Below are 19,444 nucleotides of genomic sequence, written 5' to 3' on the forward strand. Positions count from 1 at the left end.
ATGTGGAAATGAAAAAAACATTTAGGTTTACAGCATTAGCTCTCGCTGTTATCACTTCATCACAAGTGGCAGCGCAGGAAGAAAACAAACCGTTCGATAGCTGGTTAGGCTTGCACGGCATGTACTACAATGCGAGCGCGGAAAAGCCCGGGCCAGACGTTACTGACGATGGTGCTGGTTTTGGTTTCGAATATGGCTGGCGCTTCGACGAGAGCTGGGCTGTTCGTGGTGAATACACCGCACTTGACCTCGACTACACGCAACAGTTAGGTTCAAACGACAGCGTTTCTGGTCACATGTTCGGCGTAGATGCTGTTTACTTTATGCCAGACGACATGTGGTACCTGTTTGGTGGTGTTAAACGTCAAATTTTGGACGAAAACTACAACCTGGCAAACATTGGTATTGGTAAACACTGGGATTTAAGCGACGACGTTAAAATCACTACAGAGATTGCTGCATACCGTGATTTCGATGATTCATACTACGATTACAGCGTTAAAGTCGGTTTTGCTTTCCCTATCGGCCAATCGCCTAAATCTACTTACACCAAGCCTGCTCCTGTAGTAGATGGAGACAACGACAACGACGGCGTATTGAACAGCATGGATCAGTGCCCCAGTACACCTGCTGGCACGACTGTAGATGCAAAAGGTTGTGCGGTTATTGCTGACGCTGACAAAGACGGCGTAGCAGATAGCAAAGATATGTGCCCAGACACGCCTATGAACGACAAAGTAGATGCAGACGGCTGTACTGTGTTTGATAAAGAAGAAGTATCTCACACGTTGCGCGTACTTTTCGCCAACGAAAGTGCTGAGGTAAGAGAGCCACGCTCTGAAGACATTCAGGATTTCGTAGCCTTCTTCAAACGCTATGGCAAAACTACAGCTGTAATTGAAGGTCACGCATCTGCACCTGGTTCAGAGTCTTACAACATGGACTTATCTAAGCGTCGTGCAGAAGCATTTAAAGATGTACTGGTTAACGAATACGGTATCGATGAATCACGCCTGTCTACTGAAGGCTTCGGTGAATCTGACTTGTTGATGGAAGGTAGCTCTGCTGAAGCCAACCGTCTGAACCGTCGTATTTCAATCCGTGTATCTGCAATTGTAGAAGTACCGGAAAAGCGTTAATTTAACGCGAGCTTGAAATCCAAAAAGGCGCCTCTATAAAAGGCGCCTTTTTTATATCTTTCACTTTCCCTTAGTATTCATCGTCGAATGCTGGGCCTGCGTAATTATCGAAACGAGAAAATTGCCCTTGGAAAGTCAGACGACTGGTACCAATCGGTCCATTCCTCTGTTTACCAATTATAATTTCTGCAATGCCTTTGTATTCACTGTTCTCGTGATACACCTCATCACGGTAAATAAACATGATCAAGTCGGCATCCTGCTCGATAGAACCAGATTCCCTCAAGTCTGAGTTAACAGGCCGTTTGTCAGCACGTTGTTCAAGACTACGGTTTAGCTGAGACAAAGCCACTACAGGCACTTCCAGCTCTTTTGCCAGGGCCTTCAATGACCGCGATATCTCAGCAATTTCTAACGTACGGTTATCGCTTAATGAAGGTACCCGCATGAGCTGCAGGTAATCCACCATGATCATGCTGATACCACCACGCTCTCTGGCCAATTTACGAGCCCTTGAACGCACATCCATGGGAGTGAGTCCGGACGAGTCATCAATAAACAAATTATCTTTTTCTTTTAGCATAGCCATGGTGTTTGACACCCTGGCCCACTCCTGATCGTCAAGCTTTGCCGTTTTAATGCGGGTTTGGTCTACCCGACTAAGGGATGCCAGCATACGCATCATGATTTGTTCGGAAGGCATCTCCAGGCTGAAAACCAGCACTGGTTTCTCTTCCGCCATCATGGCGTTTTCACACAGATTCATAGCAAACGTGGTTTTACCCATGGAAGGCCGGGCAGCAACAATGATCAAATCGGAAGGTTGCAAACCACTGGTTTTATCATCTAAGTCAGTAAAGCCTGTGGTGACACCTGTGACATCTTTACTGGTCTGAATGAGCGCTTCAAGTCGCTTAATGGTTTTATCCAGCACCGAATCTACATCACGGGGACCTTCATTTTCACCGGTGCGCTTTTCCGCTATTTCGAAAACCTTACTTTCGGCCATATCAAGAATATCGGCACTGTCCCGCCCTTCCGGGTTATACCCTACTTCGGCTATCTCGTGGGCCACGCCGATAAGCTCCCGCGTAATTGCGCGCTCACTCACAATCTTTGCATAAGAAGTCACATTAGCGGAACTCGGTGTGTTCTTAGCTAACTCAGCAAGGTAAGCAAATCCGCCGGCATCTTCTAATTCATTGCGGTGTTCCAGCGCTTCCGATACGGTGATAAGGTCGATGGGCTGGCTTTTGCTTAACAACTCCAGTACCACCTTAAATATCACCTGATGAGAATGATTATAAAAATCACTGTCGGTTACCAGTTCACCCACTTTGTCCCAACTATCAGGGTCGATAAGCATACTGCCCAGCACAGCCTGTTCGGCTTCAATGCTGTGAGGTGGGACTTTCAGCTTCTCGATGTTTTTGTCTTTTGAGGATGAAACAGCTTTCACGATGACATATCCGGATCCAAGGGATCTGATATTTTCCCCGAATTGCGCTAAATTGCAATGCTACTGATTAGGCCTGTTGAACTGAAGTGATTAGTACAGGGATAAATTGTTGTGATAGCAGGAACTTAGCCAATAAAAAAAGAAAGTCAGGGGTACTGTTTTTCGTTCAATACCCCTCTTTAATCACTTTGCAGAAGTACCTATACGTAACTCACCATGAACCGTTGACATGTCTACTCTGCCTTTTCCGCCATTGACATTGAAATTTAGCCATTTACTGGGGCCATATTTTGCTGAACTAGGCTTATCATCACTAAGACGGTTTGTAATATCTCCTCCTGCATGCGCTTGGAGTGCAAAGCGTGCAGAAACTTGTTGTTGAAAATTCAGCGTCAGTGAACCTCCTACACTGGATGCATCGATATCTCCATCATCCAGCAATTTCATTGAGGCTGTCATATCTCCATTCACTGTAGTAAGCGACAACGCGCGGATATCCCCCAGTGATATAGTGGCATCACCATTCACAGACTCGACTGCCACAGTTGGGCTTTTAGTGGTAAATTCTATGTCGCCATTAACGGTCATAATACGTAAATCATCGCTACCGTTATGGCTTCCTGAAATATCACCATTCACGGTTTCGACGCTTAACACACCGGTCAGGTTTTGCATGGTCACGTCGGCGTTGACCGATTCAACTTTTATCCTGCCACTTAAATCACTTAAGTTTATTTCACCATTGACCAATTCGAATTTACCATCACTTGTCAACGCACTGGCCTCAACATCAGCAATCACACCGGTATAGTCTACTTTGCTTCCTTCGGGTATGAATATAGTCAGCTTATCGCCTTTACTGACGTCACCACTGCGCCAATCTTGCTTATACCGCTTGGTCTCAACTTTAATAAGCACGTTGTTGTCATCGTGCTCAAAGATAAATTTTTCACTTAGTTTGCCCAGTTCACCGGTCACCTTAACCTGATCTTTATTCCAACCCTTTATAATAGCTACCCCGGTAACATGCTCAATCTCAACATTGGGGGATGCGCTTGTACTTGCTTGTTCATCGACGAGCTCGCCGGCATAAGCAATTGCCGTCATAAGTAAACAAAACATTGTCGTTCCGGCAGTGCGCGATAAATAGGTTAACCAGGTTGTCCGGCTTGCGTTGTTGTGATGTTTATCGTAGTTAATTTGGTTCATTTTTACGCCCTTTCGTTAAATTTGCTGCCACTTGGGCGCGTGCACTCGCTCAATTAGCAAAAGTTGTTGTTGATATACATGCTGTAACATACCCAGAAGCGCTGTGTTGTCAGGATCCTCTTCCAATGCCCGCACGATAGCTGCAGCAGCTTCATCAAGCTCACTGAGCTGAGACTCCCAGTCATTACTCAGCGCCGACTGCCCCTCAAACTGGGTTAACAAAGCCTTGACTTGAGCCTGGTGCTGCTGACTTATCACCTGTACCAAGGCATCTCCAGACGCCATGCGCCTGTCTGGTCCATTGTCAATGTTGTTAAACAACGAGAAACACAGCACAGCAACAATTGCGGCACTTACCCCTAATACCGGCCAATTTGAAAAGCGTCGTGATTGGGGTTTATCTTCAGCTTCCAAACCCAGCGCAACCCCTCGCCATAAATCACGTGGAGGAGACACTTCTTCAGGTAATGCTTCAACTCTGGTTGTTAGTTCAGACTCGAAATCACGCATCTTCAAAGCCCATCCATTCTTTAAGTAATTGCTTCGCCCGGTGGAACTGCGCTTTGCTGGTACCCACCGCCATATTTAACATGTCAGCCACCTCTTCATGCCGGTAGCCTTCCACAGCATGTAGCACAAAAACCAGTCTGGCTTTTTCCGGTAGCCTTCTTATGTACATATCCAGATCGACCTCACTGCTACAGCCCTGTGCTTGCTGATTTTCTGCTGCACTGTCTTCAAGACTAAACATTCTCTGAAACCAGTTTCGCTGTTTTCGCATGTAGCTGATCGTGACGTTTGCTGTAACGCTGTGAAGCCAGGTCGTGAAGCGACTGCGCTCATCAAAATTAGCGAGTTTACGCCACAATTGTATAAACACCTCTTGTGTTGCGTCTTCAGCAAGGCCGTGATCGCCAGTCAAGCGCAGACAAAGGGCGTATACGCGCTTTACGTGCATTTGATAAAGCTGGTGATAAGCCAGCTTGTCGCCACCCTGGGCCGCTTTGATTACAGCCGTGTCTTGTTGCCAGACACTTGCTTGTGCGGCCGCTGGTACACTGGCCTGATGCATTGTCATTGTGCGTTCTCAAGCATTATTTTTTGTAATTAATAGGTATGTCGCCAGGTTAATCATAAAGGTTTAAACAGGTTTTATTGAAATAGAAAAAAATTTTCTTTTCCTGCTATTCTACCCCTGCGACATATCAATTTTTTCTGGATAACCCATGTTTATAGACTCACTTTTCGCCGCGAAGCCCGTTCCTTTTGGTCCAAGGGGTGCACCCAGTGCAATACAAAAATCATCTGTAGACACGCTGACTGTGTACCAGGATGGCACCAAAGAAGATGAACAGGGAAACAAGAAGTTGCATGGCGGCCCGGAAAAAGTGCTACACCAATTCAGCTTTGCCGGTTACAACGTGTTACAGCGAGCCTATCCTGACATTCAGTTTGACAAGGGATCTATTGGCGAAAATTTGCTGGTAGATGGCATGGACGATACCAATGTGTTTATTGGTGACGTTTATCAGGTTGGTGCAGTGGTTTTGCAGGTAAGTGCCCCAAGGGCCCCGTGCAATAAAATATCCCATCGCTATGGTGTTAAAAACCTAGACCGTTTCGTTGGGCTGCAGGGGATTACAGGATGGTACTACCGGGTTTTAGAAACCGGTGTTATTGCGGTTAATGATTCTGTGTCATTGGTTTCCCGGGTAGACGATACGGTGACTGTAAAAGCACTCATGCAGGCGGTTTACGATAAAGGGGCACCTGAAGATGCAAAGAAACTTGTCGACCTGGAAGTATTGGATGATGAGTGGCGGGAAAAATGTGAGCGGGTAATAAAACGTGCCGGCAGGGGTTAAAACCCTCTAACCGGCACTGTATCTTTTATTTACTGGCAATCCATTCGTTTACCATTAATTCTAGTGTATTGAGTGGTACTGCACCACCACCTAACACCAAATCATGGAATTCACGGATATCAAATTTCTCGCCCAATGCATTTTTCGCTTTCTCTCTGAGCTCAAGAATTTTGATCATACCAATTTTGTAAGAGGTCGCTTGCCCGGGCATAACAAAATATCGATGAATTTCTGAAACTGCCTGTCCCTCAGAGATAGGCGAGTTATCCAGGAAGTAATCAATTGCCTGTTGTTCAGGCCACTTTTTAGCGTGAATACCCGTATCCACGACTAATCGAATAGCGCGCCACATTTCGGAATGTAATCTACCGAAGTTACTGATGGGTTCTTCATAAGCGCCCATTTCGCTGGCAAGGCGTTCTGAATACAATGCCCAGCCTTCTACATAACTGGTAAAGAACAGCTGTGTTCTAAACGTAGGAACTTCATCAAGCTCCTGAGCAATGGCAATTTGCATGTGATGGCCAGGTACGCCTTCGTGATACGCAATGGCTTCCATTTCGCTTTTTGGCATCATTGTCATGTCAATCAGGTGGACGTAATACACACCCGGTGTTGTGCCGTCCGGTGAACTTGGAAAATAATGCTGCGCGGCGCCCGGCTGCTCTCTGAACGCTTCAACACGCTTCACAACCAAATCAGCTTTTGGTAAACGTCCGAAATATTCAGGCAACTTTTCTTTCATCCCATTGATGTAATCACGGGTGTCAGATAAATAGCCTTCACGCCCTTCGTCCGTATTGGGGTAGAACAAACGCGCATCGTCTTTATCTTCGCGGAAATAATCGAATAGTTCACGCAACGAACCTTCAAAACCCATGTCGGCTTTGACTTTTTCCATTTCCTGACGAATACGAGCCACCTCTTTAAGGCCAAGCTGGTGGATTTCATCGGCAGTCATGTCCGTTGTAGTAGACTGGGCTAACATAGCGTTGTAGTAAGCTTCACCATCAGGTAATGCCCATACCCCCTTTGCCACTTTATCCATGTCTACCAAATCATCACCAAACCATTGGATCAGGCTTTGGTAGGCTGGGCCAAGACTGGTTTTTAGTGCCTCAGCTGCCGATTCCAAATAAACATCCGCTTGCTCTTGAGTGATATCGCCACTTTCCACTAAGGCCTGGGCTTTGGTTTTCGCATCGGCCAGAAGCGCAGAATCGTTTTCACTATCGTCAAAGGGCTTTCCAGACAATATCCCTTCACTTTGTTTAATAACACCTTCATAGGCGAAATAAGGGGCTTTTACGCCCTCGTCGGCATTAATGCGGGCCTGATCAATGAGTTGATTAATCGCACGCCCCGCTTCTGTCAGTCGGCTGACGTAGTCTTTTAAATCTTGTTCAGTGTCTACTTTGTGATAATTGATCATAAAAGTAGGCAGCATAGTGTGCATACCAAACATCTGATTGAAGATGTAGTTACGACGCTGAAACGGACGCATTTTTTTCTGTTGCTCAAACTGGTATTCAAAAATGTTCCAGGAAATTTTTGCGGCGTCGTCCAATTTATCGTAATCGAACGTTGCCTTCATTTCTTTTACAGCCGCTTCTGCCAAAGCAAATTGTTCTTCTGCAGCTTTTTCGGACATATCGTCAAGCTCACCGTAGCGACCTTTCTTTCCCTGCATGGTCATAGTCATAGGTGAACGCTGAAGCTGCGTTTCATACTGCTCTTCGAACCATGCGTTTAGACGCTCAGATTCTGTTTGTGTTGAAGCAACAGGTACTTCTTGCTGCGTTGGGGTTTGCGTTGTTTCTGTAGCGGGGGAACAGCCCATCATTGATGCGGCGACCAGGCTGAGCACAAAGCCCAACCCCGTTGTAATAGGTGATTTCATTAAGCTCTCCAATAAAATTATTATTATGGTAGTACTGCGTGCTAAACCAACGGACTAGTATCGCGGTCTTACACAATAGTGCGGTGTATCATAACTAGGATACGCGTTTATAGCGACATGTTGGCAAAGAGTATGTAACGAATTATTAAAGCTATAAGGCAGGCACAAAAAAGCCCGGATAAACCGGGCTTTTTTTAGAAAAGAACAAGCAATTACATGCTGGCTTTTTCTACAACGTCAACCAATGTCCAAGTTTTAGTCTTGGAAACAGGACGACACTCACGGATAGTGACTGTATCGCCTTCGTTAGCAACGTTGCTTTCGTCGTGGGCGTGAAGCTTAGTAGAACGCTTGATGAACTTCCCGTAGATAGGGTGTTTAACAAAACGCTCAACAACAACAGTGATAGATTTATCACCTTTGTTGCTAACCACACGACCTTGTACTGTACGAATTTTTTGCTCAGTCATTACGCATCAGCCTTTTGAGTCAGAATGGTTTTAACACGCGCGATGTTACGACGCACTTTTTTCAGCTGGTCTGTTTTTTCAAGCTGACCAGTTGAATGTTGCATGCGCAAGTTGAACTGTTCGCGTAGCAGGTTTAACAACTCTGCGTTCAGCTCTTCTACGCTTTTTTCTTTCAGTTCAGTCGCTTTCATTACATCACCGTCCGAGTTACAAAGGTTGTTTTAAATGGCAGTTTTGCCGCTGCCAGTTCAAACGCTTCGCGTGCCAGAGACTCAGGAACACCTTCCATCTCGTACAGAACACGGCCAGGTTGAATTTGGCATACCCAGTACTCAACGTTACCTTTACCTTTACCTTGACGCACTTCAAGAGGCTTCTCAGTAATTGGCTTGTCAGGGAAAACCCGAATCCAGATTTTACCTTGACGCTTAACGTGACGAGTCATAGCACGACGCGCTGCTTCGATTTGACGCGCAGTCATACGACCACGGCCAACTGCTTTCAGGCCATAAGTACCGAAGCTTACTTTGCTGCCAGCAATAGCAAGACCACGGTTACGACCTTTATGCATTTTACGAAATTTCATGCGTTTTGGTTGTAACATGATTAGCCCTCTCGCTTAGCGTTGCGGCCTTTCTTCTTAGGTTGAGCTGGCGCAGCCGGCTCTTGGTTTGTAGGCAATCCGCCCAGAACCTCACCTTTGAAGATCCAAACTTTAGTACCGATGATACCGTAGGTAGTCAACGCTTCTGAAGTGGCGTAATCGATGTCCGCACGGAAAGTGTGCAGAGGAACACGGCCTTCGCGGTACCATTCTGAACGAGCAATTTCTGCACCGCCCAAACGGCCGCTAACTTCAACTTTGATACCTTTAGCACCAAGGCGCATTGCGTTTTGTACTGCGCGCTTCATAGCACGACGGAACATAACACGACGCTCAAGCTGGCTAGAGATGCTGTCAGCTACTAACTGTGCATCCAGCTCTGGCTTACGTACTTCAGCAATGTTGATCTGAGCAGGCACACCGGCCAGCTTAGATACGTAGTTACGCAGCTTTTCTACGTCTTCACCTTTCTTACCGATGACCACGCCAGGACGAGCAGTGTGAATAGTTACACGGATGCTCTTCGCAGGACGCTCGATCACGATTTTAGACAGTGAAGCGTTTTTAAGTTGCTTAGTCAGGTACTGACGTACCTGATGATCGTTATACAGGTTATCAGCATAATCTGCAGTATTAGCGTACCAGGTAGATGTCCATGGTTTGCTGATACCCAGGCGTATACCTGTAGGATGTACCTTCTGTCCCATTCTCTACTCCTAGTTATCCGCTACAACTACAGTGATGTGGCTGCTGCGCTTAAAGATACGATCAGCACGTCCTTTTGCACGTGGCTTGATACGTTTCATCGTTGGACCTTCGTCAACAAAGATCTTAGCAACAACTAATTCGTCAATGTCAGCACCTTCGTTGTGTTCTGCATTTGCAATTGCAGACTCCAGTACTTTCTTAACCAATGCTGCGCTTTTCTTCGGGTTGTACGCTAAAACTTCAAGAGCTTTTTCAACGTGCAATCCGCGAATTTGATCCGCAACCAAGCGTGCTTTTTGAGCCGACGTGCGGGCAAAACGGTGTTTAGCTAATGCTTCCATCTTCCTACCCCTTAACGTTTAGCTTTCTTATCCGCGACATGGCCGCGGTAAGTACGCGTTGGCGCAAATTCGCCCAACTTATGGCCGACCATTTCGTCACTAATAATGACAGGTACATGTTGGCGACCGTTATGGACTGCAATGGTCAACCCAATCATATCTGGGATGATCATAGAACGACGAGACCAAGTTTTAATTGGTTTACGATCGTTCTTTTCCACTGCAGCCTCTACCTTCTTCAGCAAGTGAAGGTCAATAAATGGACCTTTCTTGAGAGAACGTGGCATGGTGAATCCTCGCTTTTACTTGTTACGACGACGTACGATAAGTTTATCAGTACGCTTGTTGCTACGGGTTTTCTTACCTTTGGTAGGAACACCCCATGGAGTAACTGGGTGACGGCCACCGGATGTACGTCCTTCACCACCACCGTGCGGGTGATCTACCGGGTTCATGGCAACACCACGAACGGTAGGACGAACACCACGCCAGCGAGTCGCACCGGCTTTACCCAATGAACGCAGCATGTGTTCTGCATTGCCTACTTCACCGATTGTTGCACGGCAATCAGACAATACTTTACGCATCTCACCTGAACGCAAACGCAATGTAACGTAGTTTCCGTCACGTGCCAGGATTTGAGCGTACTGACCAGCAGAGCGTGCGATTTGCGCGCCTTTGCCAGGCTTCATTTCGATAGCGTGTACAGTAGAACCTACTGGAATGTTACGCATAGGAAGACAGTTACCTGCCTTGATAGGCGCATCAGATCCAGACTGAATCGCATCACCTGCGTTCAGACCTTTAGGTGCTAAGATGTAACGACGCTCACCGTCTGCATACAGTACTAATGCAATGTTAGCAGAGCGGTTTGGATCGTATTCCAAACGCTCAATTTTGGCAGGAACGCCGTCTTTGTTACGCTTGAAATCAATAATACGGTAATGTTGCTTATGACCACCGCCAATGTGACGTACAGTAATACGACCATTGTTGTTACGACCGCCAGATTTGCTGTTCTTGTCTAACAGAGGTGCGTGAGGTGCACCTTTGTGCAGATCAGGGTTAACAACCTGAACAACGTGACGACGACCGGCAGAAGTTGGCTTAGCTTTCAATAATGGCATTTCTAATCCCCTTCTTATTCAGCGCCACCGACAAAGTCGATGTCCTGACCTTCTTTAAGCGATACATACGCTTTTTTCCAGTCGCTACGCTTACCGAAAGACATGCCGTGACGCTTGGTTTTACCCTTAACGTTCACAGTGCGAACCGCCGCTACTTCAACTTCAAACAGTTTTTCAACTGCTGCTTTGATTTCAGCTTTGTTCGCGTCTTTAGCTACTTTGAATACAACTGTGTTGCCTGCTTCAGCAGCCATAGTAGACTTTTCTGAAACGTGAGGTGCTTTAAGCACCTTCAGTAGACGTTCTTCGTTCATGCTAACGCCTCCTCAAGCTGTTTCACTGCATCAGCAGTCATCAGCACTTTTTCAAAAGCGATCAGGCTTACTGGGTCGAGACCAGCAACGTCACGTACGTCAACCTTATAAAGGTTACGTGCAGACAGGAACAAATTCTCATCAACTTCAGGCGTTACGATAAGAACGTCGTTCAAATCCAGATCGTTCAGCTTAGCTACCAGTTCCTTAGTTTTAGGCGCATCTACTGCGAACTTTTCAACAACAACCAAACGGTCTTGACGAATCAGTTCAGACAGGATGCTTTTGATAGCACCGCGGTACATTTTCTTGTTAACTTTTTGATCAAAGTCACGAGGCTTAGCAGCGAATGCACGGCCACCACCAACCCAGATAGGGCTGCGGATAGTACCGGCACGGGCGCGGCCAGTACCTTTTTGACGCCATGGCTTCTTACCACCACCACGTACTTCAGAACGCGTTTTCTGCGCTTTAGTACCCTGACGAGAACCTGCACCGTATGCAACGACTACCTGGTGAACCAGAGCTTCGTTGTATTCACGTCCAAAGGTCGCTTCGGATACTTCAAGAGCGCTTTGCGCATCTTTCAATGTTAATTCCATCACTTCACTCCCCAGACGTTACGCTTTAACAGCTGGCTTAACGATAACATCGCCGCCAGTTGCGCCAGGTACGGCACCTTTAACCAGGATAAGGTTGTTTTCTACGTCTACACGTACAACTTCCAAAGATTGGGTAGTCACTTGCTTGTTACCAAGCTGACCAGCCATTTTCTTACCTTTGAAAACTTTACCTGGTGATTGGTTTTGACCAATTGAACCAGGAGCACGGTGAGACAAAGAGTTACCGTGAGTCATACGCTGAGAACTGAAGTTCCAACGTTTGATTGCGCCAGCAAAACCTTTACCTTTAGATGTACCAGTTACATCAATTTTCTTAGTGTCGTTGAAGATTTCTACAGTGATTTCACTGCCTACTTCAATATCGGCACCTTCGTTGTCTTCCAGGCGGAATTCTACCAGACCACGTCCAGCTTCAACGCCAGCTTTAGCAAAGTGACCTGCTTCAGCTTTGTTGACGCGGTTCGCTTTCTTAGTTCCAGCAGTAACCTGAAGAGCGCGATAACCGTCAGTTTCTTCAGTGCGTAACTGAGTAACACGGTTTGGGGTCGCTTCGATAACAGTCACAGGGATAGACGTGCCATCTTCAGTGAAGATGCGAGTCATACCCACTTTACGACCGACAAGACCAATCGCCATTGTTAATACCCTCTCTTATTAGCCCAGGCTGATTTGAACATCAACGCCAGCAGCCAAGTCCAAACGCATCAACGCGTCAACTGTTTTATCAGTTGGCTCGATGATGTCTACCAAACGCTTGTGAGTACGGATTTCGTATTGGTCACGCGCGTCTTTGTTGACGTGCGGAGAAACCAGAACTGTATAGCGTTCTTTGCGAGTAGGTAGAGGAATAGGACCGCTTACCTGAGCACCAGTACGTTTCGCCGTTTCAACGATTTCAGCCGTAGACTGATCGATCAACTTGTGATCAAACGCTTTAAGACGAATACGAATTCTTTGATTTGGCATCGATTAAGCTCCAATCGAAAGAACAAAAAAATCATCTTCTCACTCCCATTATTCTTCGGGATGAAAAGATGTGCGTATAAACCAGTGATTCCCAATTGGAATCTTGTTCTTTGTTTCTGACTCGCCCGCTACGTCGACGGTATTGACCGTTATCGCAACTTTGGCATCAACCCTAAAAACAGTGAAGATGCGGCCGAAACTCATGCTCCGAATACAAGTTGTACCGGGCAAGTGGGCGCGAATTATACAGGTTTACGCTTTCTACGCAAGGCAAAAATACGATTAATTGAACTATATTTGCACAAGGGCCACTAATAGCCCTTAATCTTGTTTAGCTAGACTATGGTCAAGTTGCCGCTTTACCTATAAAGGTATATTGTGAACATCATATAATTGACGACTTCACTGTTATCCGCTGGTATATGTATGCAACGCAGTCTGTCGTTATAACAATAAAGTGAATCAATCCGTTATGCACGAAAACAGTCGTCATCAGCTTGCCTTCGACAATATAAGCGCAATTTTGGAAAAGCATACTTCTTTATTAGATGCTTTCAGTGACATCGAACCGGTAATTTTAGAATTATTTGATGCACAGCGCATGAGTATCTTTCAGCGCCGTCGCCAGCATCAGGATTTAGTTGCCCGCTTCAAAACCGGCAAGGCCACGCAGGAGATTAAAGTTCCTATTTCCCCCCTTTCTATTGCTGGTTACGTAGCACTTGCTCAGCGCCCTGTTCTCATCACAAACCCATATGACAAAGAAGAACTTGCCGCTATACACCCGCGAGTGCGATTCGCCGACAAATTCGATAAAAGCAGTAACTTTAAAACTAACAATATTCTTTGTGTGCCAGTGATGAATGCAGGCGTTCTGATGGGTGTTATGCAGGTTATCAATAAGCAACAAGGCCCATTTAACGAAAAAGATCTCGAACTCGCCCAGCAACTCACCGAATTACTGGGTAACAAATTTCGTTACGAGCTGGGTGGCACAAACAACCCTTTCGATTTGCTGTTGCACAAAAATCAAATTTCACCGGCGGCGTTAAACGACATTCTTGAAGGGTCTGCAGACCAACGCACGGTGATTCAGCGCTTAATGTCGGAACACCGAATCCGCGAAGGCGATATTGGCAATACATTATCGGTACATTATCAGGTGCCATATATTGGTTTTACGCCTGAAAAGTACCACTTATTTCACAACGAAAGCCGCTTAAATCAATCCTATCTCAAGCGTAATCTAGTGGCCGTTATCGCTGACGCCCATGACAGGCCAATTATATTGATGGCGGAACCCAATAATGCCGCGCTAATCATGGAAATTGAAAGTGCCATGGGTATCGACACATATGAGATAGCGGTCGCCCTACCTAATCAGATATTGCAATATCTGGGTGAAGGTAGTGGCGGTGGTTCTCCTGGTGACATGAGCGAAATACTTGATGAGATCAGCGCCGGCGATGATGAAAAAGATGAACACATAGATGAGATGACTGATGACGCTCCCGTGGTTGTTCGTCTTGTGAGCCGCGTTCTCCATGATGCTAAACGTTTGGACGCTTCAGACATTCACATTGACCCCGAAAAGAATGGCCCCACACGGGTACGCATGCGTATTGATGGCGTATGTCGAGATATGAGCCAAATCCCACAGTCGTACCACAGTGCCGTTATTGCCCGGATTAAAATATTATCCAACTTGAATATCGCTGAAAAACGTGTGCCACAAGACGGTAAGCTTGCCTTTCGTACTAATGGTCAGCTTGTCGAAGTGCGGGTGGCAACTATTCCCACGGTTGCTGGTGAAGGTGTAGTAATGCGTATTCTGGCGTCAGGCGGCGCCATGCCCATCGAGAAGATGAACCTAGCTCCATCTAATATGCAACGCCTGGAAAGCATGATTAAAAAACCCCACGGAATATTGCTGGTTGTGGGCCCTACAGGTTCCGGTAAAACCACAACCTTGCACGCCGTACTCGGGTATTTGAACACGCCAGAGAAAAAAATCTGGACAGCAGAAGACCCAGTGGAGATAACACAAGCTGGGCTTCAACAGGTACAGGTCAGCCCTAAAATTGGGTTTACCTTTGCCAATGCGTTACGAGCATTCTTACGGGCCGATCCGGATATCATTCTCATCGGTGAGATGCGTGATAAAGAAACGGCTCATGCCGGTATTGAAGCCTCGCTTACAGGTCACTTGGTACTGTCTACTTTGCACACCAACTCCGCACCGGAGACCATCACACGTCTTCTTGACCTGGGCCTCGACCCGGTGAATTTCTCCGACGCCTGCGTGGGTATTTTGGCGCAGCGCTTAATACGTACCTTATGCAAGAACTGCAAAGAAGAGTACGATGCCACGGAAGATGATATCGCGTTTATCAAGCGTCAATACGGCGAAGAGTACCTTCACGAACTGAATCTGCCAACGCCCATCCGTCTGCATCGCGCAAAGGGTTGCGAGGAATGCGGTGACACGGGCTACAAAGGCAGAACCGGCGTTCACGAACTGCTCGGTATGACACCAGAGCTGCGAGGTTTAGTGTATAAAGAAGGCAGTGTATCTGACATGAAGCGTCAGGCCATGAGCGACGGTATGCGCACCTTGGTTCAGGATGCCATCTATAAAGTGATAAAAGGCGATACAGATTTAGCCCAGGTGCAAATAGTCAGCGGGGCGGAATAGCCGTAATATTGACGTTTGACAGAACCAGCCATGCTATTTCTCATTTTTTTACTTCAGGTAACAGAACAATGATTACAACTACCAGGTTTTATTTAATGATTACAGCAATCAGTATGCTAATAACGGGTTGCGTGTCGAATATTGAATCTGTATCGCCTGAAGCCTCTCACACAAAAGAAGAGTCTGTACGCCTACCGACTCAGAAGATTGCACGGGAAAAGTGGCGTGATCTCTATGAAGCAAAAATATTTAATCAAACGCCTTATCGAGTAATGCTACCAGAACAATTTGATCCTCAAAAAGTGTATCCGGTGGTATTGTTCCTTCACGGTGCCGGTGAGCGAGGGAACGACAACGAAATTCAGTTAACTAATGGTGGTAAATATTTTGTAGAACACCGCACAGACTACCCTGCTATTGTAATTTTTCCGCAGGCACCAAAAGAGGATTACTGGGCGGCAGCAATCGTTGATCGCAGTGAGTATCCTTTCAGTATTGACTTCCCATTCACAGGCGAAAACAACGTGCCAGCTACCGATGCTTTAAAAGGCGTGATCGCAATGGTTGACTGGTTGTCCGAGCTACCATACGTAGATACCACTCGCATGTACCTGATGGGGCTATCGATGGGTGGTATGGGCAGTTATGAAATACTTGCCAGAAAACCCGACATCTTCGCAGCTGCAGTAATCATCTGTGGTGGAGCTAACGTGGCGTTAGCCAATGATATCCGCCCCGATCTACCGGTTTGGACATTTCACGGTGATGCCGACCAGGTTGTGCTTCCGGAGTACAATATCCGAATGGTGGATGGCCTGAAAGCACGTGGAAACCCTGTCAGATTTACATCATATCCGGGTGTGGGTCACAACAGCTGGGATCCAGCAATGGCTGAACCGGAATTGTTACCCTGGTTATTCGCGCAAAAGAAATAAATTGCACTTCCCACGCAAGCAATATGGAAGTTAATGCTATAACCAATAACATTAAATGTGTTTTTAATTTCGCTGACTTACTATAGAATTCCGGCGTAAATAAATCTACGTTTTACAAATAACCCCTGTGGTTATGATGAGACAGCCTAATGCCATATCCTATACTTCCACATGAAAATGAACGTATAAAAGCACTGAAAGATTTAAACATTCTCGATACTGACCCGGATGAGAGATTGGATGCTATCACAAAGGCTGCGCAAACGTATTTTGAGTGCAAAATTTGCCTTGTCAGTCTGATCGCCGAAGACCGTCAGTGGTTTAAATCCAGACAGTGTCTGGACAAGTCAGAAACCCCAAGAAGTGTGTCTTTTTGTACTTACGCCATTGCGGAAGAAAAATATCTCATCGTGCCTGATGCAACAAAAGACGATCGCTTTGCGGGAAGCCCGCTTGTAAAAGGAGAACCACATATCAGAGCTTACGCAGGGATAATATTGAAATCGCCGGATGAATATGAGTTAGGCACACTGTGCGTTATATATGATAAACCTCATATATTTTCTGAGCAGGATATTGCTGTATTACAGGAATTAGGAAAACAAGCAGAAGACATTATCTCTCAATATGGTCGATAAGGTTTATACGACCACTCAGGGGTTTTCCTTTGTAATTGCAACAATGGAACAGGTATTCCTTCAAAGGAACGCCTTCTTTAACCTGAAGACTAGTTTACTGTCATATAGATATCGCCTTCTCTGTCTGCCATATCACTCACCATAATTTTTCCTCGCGACACATCATAGCTGGAAAAGCGATTCAATTGATACCTAGCAACCTTTCTGTCATCGGCGAGAAAAACCTGGTTCAGAGATTCAATATCGTCCTCTGTTGTCATGTAATACAACATCCCCTGGTCGATTTTTACGTGGTAAAAGTACTGAGGAAGATTGAACAAAAGCTCTTGTGCTCTCGCTGAGGCACCTTCCTTACTTGCCAATTGAGTATGCAAAGCGACGTGATACAAGGCGTTACTCTGTTGTTCAATAACATAGACCCCGTTTTGAACTTCACTGTCTGTAAGGCCGTATGCCCAATTCCCATCGCGGGATTCAATTTCGTGCCCAGACAAATTAACCACAATTAGCTCGGGGTTCCCATTGTCGACGACAGTAATAGCGGCTTTATCTGTGCCAAACCAATCTAACGAAATTATTGGCTTCTCACTGGTGTAAAGCAGATTCTCATCGCTAAAAGAAGTAAAAGGTGAGGCTTCTATTAATTCAGCAATAGGCAATTGGTAAACCTTGTCATTCATGCTTATTAGCAAGTGCTGGTCATCAGCAGATAGCGCTAAATAACCCAAAGAATAAGGATTGTTGAACTTGGTCAGCGTTACTGGCTCTTCTGAATGGTAACTACCCAAATACAATTGCGTTTCGCCACTGCGCTTCGATGCGAACAGATATTGGTCACTGTGATGAAACAGAATGGGGGAAGTGTCAGACACTGTAGAGTTACTGATGTCAGCCAGGTTATTTCCACCAGGTAACCACCGGTTATTGAAGTTACTGTGATCAGTACTGAACAGTAAGTGCTTCTCATCGCCAACCCTTACCATTTCTGATGACAGCTCTTCAGATACACTGATCATCGCTTTCTCATTATTACCACGCAAATCACTCGCCATGATTTGGTAAGCAGGAGGGGGCGAATGGTAATACACGTGGTTTGAGTCGTGGTGCCAAATTGCCTCTCCCACGGCGCGGTTGAACTGTTGGCCTTCGGTTATATCGTGTGTGGATAAATTAAGGGAATAAAGACGTGTATTGTGATCATTGTCTGTACTCATTATCAGCAGTTTTTCGCCATCAGGCGATATATCAATACTATGATGTCCCCACCCTTTTGGCTCTGGCTGGGTAGGCGTTATTGTCTTTCCCGTCACCATATCAAAAGCAAAAATCTGATTTGGCCAGAAACTTTCTGGTTGTGCAGTGTAGTAAATCATGCGTTGCTGCTTGTGATAATCCACATCTTTAACTCGCTTATCTGTGCAGTCAAACAAGATTGTTGGGCTTGCCATGATTTGCTCAGTTGAAAGGGGGTTAGGCAAGGAAGCTATTTCGACACTACATTTTTGTTGCGATTTCGACAGGTATATAAGCTGAGTAATCGTTTCACCTTCGGAGCGCTTGTCTTTAACCACAGCCACAAGACGGGTGATATGAGCACTATTATGTATTCGTCGGCTTGAACCTGTGGTTTGATTCAATAACCACAATTCAGGGTCACGGTTACCTATTTGATTGAGGTAATAGACGTGTTCGCTGTCTGGATGCACACGTGGCGAAAATTCGATCCCTTTAGCCCGTGTCAAAGGTTTGGAATACCAGTTAGCAGAATCACGCTCAACTGGTACCAGATGCCACATGAGAAAACCAATCACCGCCAGAATGGCTATGACAAAACCAGATTTAAAAAACGGGGCCCCTTTCTTGTTATTACCCGAACCGTTCCCGGTAGTAGTAACCATTACCGGGTTGTCGTCAGCCTTCGCTGTTGGATTGGTATGTATTTGCCTCACTTCACACACTAAACGATAGCCCCGTTTAGGAATGGTTTGAATATACCGTGGGTTTTTAGCCTCATCGCCCAGTGCTTTGCGTAAATTCCCCACCAGCTTGTTGATGGCGTTGTCTGTTACCAGCGAACCTGGCCACAGGCGCTCGTGAAATGCATCACGGGTTATTATTGTATTTGGCTGTTCCAAAAATAACGATAAAAGTGTGACAAGCTTTGGCTCAATCGGCAACTCCTGACCATCAGCGATTGTCACTACACGCGCGTTTGAACTATCAAAAATGAACTCACCGAATTGAATCATGACGCCTTTAAATGGATGAAAATTAGGCATTTACACTGTATCACAACAACGGCCTCTTCATAAGCGTTTCAATGCAACTCGTGCAAACCCTTAAAATAAGGCTAAACCTACCATCATCACTTTTTCGTCACCTTTTTTCACGAAAAAATCATTACATTGGAGCGGGTGTTGAGCACTCTGGTAGTACATTAATCAAGGACCG

22 protein-coding genes are annotated in these 19,444 nt (G+C 45.9%); 5 read left to right on the forward strand and 17 right to left on the reverse strand.

Annotation, left to right across the window (positions count from 1 at the left end; genetic code table 11):
* Positions 1 to 8: 8 nt before the first annotated feature.
* On the forward strand, positions 9 to 1,139 hold the full coding sequence (locus ACXACM_RS01070; protein ID WP_474819205.1) for an OmpA family protein: 1,131 nt from the start codon (positions 9 to 11) through the stop codon (positions 1,137 to 1,139).
* A 70-nt stretch (positions 1,140 to 1,209) separates the two neighbouring features.
* On the opposite strand, the gene dnaB is transcribed toward ACXACM_RS01070, so the two are convergent.
* The 4 genes from dnaB to ACXACM_RS01090 all read right to left on the reverse strand — a co-directional run bounded on the left by dnaB (position 1,210) and on the right by ACXACM_RS01090 (position 4,885).
* Positions 1,210 to 2,598 (reverse strand): replicative DNA helicase, encoded by a 1,389-nt coding sequence (dnaB, locus tag ACXACM_RS01075; protein WP_474819207.1) that lies wholly within the window; start codon positions 2,596 to 2,598, stop codon positions 1,210 to 1,212.
* Between the two features lie 183 nt (positions 2,599 to 2,781).
* Complete coding sequence (locus ACXACM_RS01080; RefSeq protein WP_474819208.1) at positions 2,782 to 3,807, reverse strand: DUF4097 family beta strand repeat-containing protein; 1,026 nt, start codon at positions 3,805 to 3,807, stop codon at positions 2,782 to 2,784.
* A 15-nt stretch (positions 3,808 to 3,822) separates the two neighbouring features.
* Positions 3,823 to 4,317, reverse strand: coding sequence for a hypothetical protein (locus tag ACXACM_RS01085; RefSeq protein WP_474819209.1), 495 nt, complete (start codon positions 4,315 to 4,317; stop codon positions 3,823 to 3,825).
* On the reverse strand, positions 4,310 to 4,885 hold the full coding sequence (locus ACXACM_RS01090) for an RNA polymerase sigma factor (RefSeq protein WP_474819211.1): 576 nt from the start codon (positions 4,883 to 4,885) through the stop codon (positions 4,310 to 4,312). Before ACXACM_RS01090 ends, ACXACM_RS01085 begins: the two co-directional genes overlap by 8 nt.
* Positions 4,886 to 5,033: 148 nt before the next feature.
* On the opposite strand from ACXACM_RS01090, the gene ACXACM_RS01095 reads away from it, so the two are divergent.
* The gene (locus ACXACM_RS01095; RefSeq protein WP_474819212.1) at positions 5,034 to 5,672 is read left to right on the forward strand and encodes an MOSC domain-containing protein; all 639 of its coding nucleotides are present in this window, start codon (positions 5,034 to 5,036) and stop codon (positions 5,670 to 5,672) included.
* A gap of 25 nt (positions 5,673 to 5,697) precedes the next feature.
* Here the strand turns inward: ACXACM_RS01095 and ACXACM_RS01100 are convergent, their stop codons facing one another.
* From ACXACM_RS01100 to rpsJ, 12 genes are all read right to left on the reverse strand, one after another.
* A complete protein-coding gene (locus tag ACXACM_RS01100; protein WP_474819213.1) occupies positions 5,698 to 7,572 on the reverse strand; it encodes a DUF885 domain-containing protein in 1,875 nt (624 codons plus the stop codon).
* Positions 7,573 to 7,784: 212 nt separating this feature from the next.
* Complete coding sequence (rpsQ, locus tag ACXACM_RS01105; protein ID WP_119499836.1) at positions 7,785 to 8,042, reverse strand: 30S ribosomal protein S17; 258 nt, start codon at positions 8,040 to 8,042, stop codon at positions 7,785 to 7,787.
* Positions 8,042 to 8,233: a 50S ribosomal protein L29 gene (gene rpmC, locus ACXACM_RS01110; RefSeq protein WP_119499835.1), complete on the reverse strand. Its 192-nt coding sequence runs from the start codon at positions 8,231 to 8,233 to the stop codon at positions 8,042 to 8,044. Before rpmC ends, rpsQ begins: the two co-directional genes overlap by 1 nt.
* The gene (rplP, locus tag ACXACM_RS01115; RefSeq protein ID WP_216027168.1) at positions 8,233 to 8,646 is read right to left on the reverse strand and encodes a 50S ribosomal protein L16; all 414 of its coding nucleotides are present in this window, start codon (positions 8,644 to 8,646) and stop codon (positions 8,233 to 8,235) included. Before rplP ends, rpmC begins: the two co-directional genes overlap by 1 nt.
* Positions 8,647 to 8,648: 2 nt before the next feature.
* The gene (rpsC, locus tag ACXACM_RS01120) at positions 8,649 to 9,353 is read right to left on the reverse strand and encodes a 30S ribosomal protein S3 (protein WP_070125804.1); all 705 of its coding nucleotides are present in this window, start codon (positions 9,351 to 9,353) and stop codon (positions 8,649 to 8,651) included.
* A gap of 9 nt (positions 9,354 to 9,362) precedes the next feature.
* Entirely contained in the window at positions 9,363 to 9,695 is a 333-nt protein-coding gene (rplV, locus tag ACXACM_RS01125; RefSeq protein ID WP_474819214.1) for a 50S ribosomal protein L22, read from the reverse strand.
* Between the two features lie 11 nt (positions 9,696 to 9,706).
* Positions 9,707 to 9,982, reverse strand: coding sequence for a 30S ribosomal protein S19 (rpsS, locus tag ACXACM_RS01130; RefSeq protein ID WP_332930445.1), 276 nt, complete (start codon positions 9,980 to 9,982; stop codon positions 9,707 to 9,709).
* Positions 9,983 to 9,997: 15 nt separating this feature from the next.
* Positions 9,998 to 10,822: a 50S ribosomal protein L2 gene (rplB, locus tag ACXACM_RS01135; RefSeq protein WP_474819217.1), complete on the reverse strand. Its 825-nt coding sequence runs from the start codon at positions 10,820 to 10,822 to the stop codon at positions 9,998 to 10,000.
* Positions 10,823 to 10,836: 14 nt separating this feature from the next.
* Entirely contained in the window at positions 10,837 to 11,136 is a 300-nt protein-coding gene (rplW, locus tag ACXACM_RS01140) for a 50S ribosomal protein L23 (protein ID WP_474819218.1), read from the reverse strand.
* Positions 11,133 to 11,738, reverse strand: a complete 606-nt coding sequence (gene rplD, locus ACXACM_RS01145; RefSeq protein WP_474819219.1) for a 50S ribosomal protein L4 — start codon at positions 11,736 to 11,738, stop codon at positions 11,133 to 11,135. The genes rplW and rplD overlap by 4 nt, the downstream gene beginning before the upstream one ends.
* A gap of 18 nt (positions 11,739 to 11,756) precedes the next feature.
* Positions 11,757 to 12,395: a 50S ribosomal protein L3 gene (gene rplC, locus ACXACM_RS01150; protein WP_474819220.1), complete on the reverse strand. Its 639-nt coding sequence runs from the start codon at positions 12,393 to 12,395 to the stop codon at positions 11,757 to 11,759.
* Between the two features lie 18 nt (positions 12,396 to 12,413).
* Positions 12,414 to 12,725, reverse strand: coding sequence for a 30S ribosomal protein S10 (gene rpsJ, locus ACXACM_RS01155; protein ID WP_008845776.1), 312 nt, complete (start codon positions 12,723 to 12,725; stop codon positions 12,414 to 12,416).
* 472 nt (positions 12,726 to 13,197) lie between these two features.
* Here rpsJ and ACXACM_RS01160 point away from each other — a divergent pair, with 472 nt between their 5' ends.
* From ACXACM_RS01160 to ACXACM_RS01170, 3 genes are all read left to right on the forward strand, one after another.
* Positions 13,198 to 15,420 carry a GspE/PulE family protein gene (locus tag ACXACM_RS01160; protein ID WP_474819221.1) on the forward strand — a complete coding sequence of 741 codons (2,223 nt, stop codon included), beginning with the start codon at positions 13,198 to 13,200 and terminating at the stop codon, positions 15,418 to 15,420.
* A 95-nt stretch (positions 15,421 to 15,515) separates the two neighbouring features.
* Positions 15,516 to 16,355, forward strand: a complete 840-nt coding sequence (locus tag ACXACM_RS01165) for a carboxylesterase family protein (RefSeq protein WP_474819223.1) — start codon at positions 15,516 to 15,518, stop codon at positions 16,353 to 16,355.
* 149 nt (positions 16,356 to 16,504) lie between these two features.
* Positions 16,505 to 16,993, forward strand: coding sequence for a GAF domain-containing protein (locus ACXACM_RS01170; RefSeq protein WP_474819224.1), 489 nt, complete (start codon positions 16,505 to 16,507; stop codon positions 16,991 to 16,993).
* An 89-nt stretch (positions 16,994 to 17,082) separates the two neighbouring features.
* Here ACXACM_RS01170 and ACXACM_RS01175 read toward each other — a convergent pair whose 3' ends face one another.
* Positions 17,083 to 19,272 carry a winged helix-turn-helix domain-containing protein gene (locus ACXACM_RS01175; protein ID WP_474819225.1) on the reverse strand — a complete coding sequence of 730 codons (2,190 nt, stop codon included), beginning with the start codon at positions 19,270 to 19,272 and terminating at the stop codon, positions 17,083 to 17,085.
* Positions 19,273 to 19,444: the final 172 nt, after the last annotated feature.

The organism is Alteromonas sp. AWQ4_252 (genome assembly GCF_056158205.1).

What these genes read in the sequence shown, in the direction of transcription:
- ACXACM_RS01165 (WP_474819223.1), top strand. Translation starts at nt 15,516, where the DNA reads ATGATTACAGCAATCAGTATGCTAATAACGGGTTGCGTGTCGAATATT.
- ACXACM_RS01160 (WP_474819221.1), top strand. Translation starts at nt 13,198, where the DNA reads ATGCACGAAAACAGTCGTCATCAGCTTGCCTTCGACAATATAAGCGCA.
- rpmC (WP_119499835.1), bottom strand. Translation starts at nt 8,233, where the DNA reads ATGAAAGCGACTGAACTGAAAGAAAAAAGCGTAGAAGAGCTGAACGCA.
- ACXACM_RS01095 (WP_474819212.1), top strand. Translation starts at nt 5,034, where the DNA reads ATGTTTATAGACTCACTTTTCGCCGCGAAGCCCGTTCCTTTTGGTCCA.
- rpsS (WP_332930445.1), bottom strand. Translation starts at nt 9,982, where the DNA reads ATGCCACGTTCTCTCAAGAAAGGTCCATTTATTGACCTTCACTTGCTG.
- ACXACM_RS01080 (WP_474819208.1), bottom strand. Translation starts at nt 3,807, where the DNA reads ATGAACCAAATTAACTACGATAAACATCACAACAACGCAAGCCGGACA.
- rplD (WP_474819219.1), bottom strand. Translation starts at nt 11,738, where the DNA reads ATGGAATTAACATTGAAAGATGCGCAAAGCGCTCTTGAAGTATCCGAA.
- rpsQ (WP_119499836.1), bottom strand. Translation starts at nt 8,042, where the DNA reads ATGACTGAGCAAAAAATTCGTACAGTACAAGGTCGTGTGGTTAGCAAC.
- rpsJ (WP_008845776.1), bottom strand. Translation starts at nt 12,725, where the DNA reads ATGCCAAATCAAAGAATTCGTATTCGTCTTAAAGCGTTTGATCACAAG.
- rpsC (WP_070125804.1), bottom strand. Translation starts at nt 9,353, where the DNA reads ATGGGACAGAAGGTACATCCTACAGGTATACGCCTGGGTATCAGCAAA.
- ACXACM_RS01085 (WP_474819209.1), bottom strand. Translation starts at nt 4,317, where the DNA reads ATGCGTGATTTCGAGTCTGAACTAACAACCAGAGTTGAAGCATTACCT.
- ACXACM_RS01090 (WP_474819211.1), bottom strand. Translation starts at nt 4,885, where the DNA reads ATGACAATGCATCAGGCCAGTGTACCAGCGGCCGCACAAGCAAGTGTC.
- ACXACM_RS01170 (WP_474819224.1), top strand. Translation starts at nt 16,505, where the DNA reads ATGCCATATCCTATACTTCCACATGAAAATGAACGTATAAAAGCACTG.
- rplP (WP_216027168.1), bottom strand. Translation starts at nt 8,646, where the DNA reads ATGTTACAACCAAAACGCATGAAATTTCGTAAAATGCATAAAGGTCGT.
- rplW (WP_474819218.1), bottom strand. Translation starts at nt 11,136, where the DNA reads ATGAACGAAGAACGTCTACTGAAGGTGCTTAAAGCACCTCACGTTTCA.
- rplC (WP_474819220.1), bottom strand. Translation starts at nt 12,395, where the DNA reads ATGGCGATTGGTCTTGTCGGTCGTAAAGTGGGTATGACTCGCATCTTC.
- ACXACM_RS01175 (WP_474819225.1), bottom strand. Translation starts at nt 19,272, where the DNA reads ATGCCTAATTTTCATCCATTTAAAGGCGTCATGATTCAATTCGGTGAG.
- rplV (WP_474819214.1), bottom strand. Translation starts at nt 9,695, where the DNA reads ATGGAAGCATTAGCTAAACACCGTTTTGCCCGCACGTCGGCTCAAAAA.
- ACXACM_RS01100 (WP_474819213.1), bottom strand. Translation starts at nt 7,572, where the DNA reads ATGAAATCACCTATTACAACGGGGTTGGGCTTTGTGCTCAGCCTGGTC.
- ACXACM_RS01070 (WP_474819205.1), top strand. Translation starts at nt 9, where the DNA reads ATGAAAAAAACATTTAGGTTTACAGCATTAGCTCTCGCTGTTATCACT.
- rplB (WP_474819217.1), bottom strand. Translation starts at nt 10,822, where the DNA reads ATGCCATTATTGAAAGCTAAGCCAACTTCTGCCGGTCGTCGTCACGTT.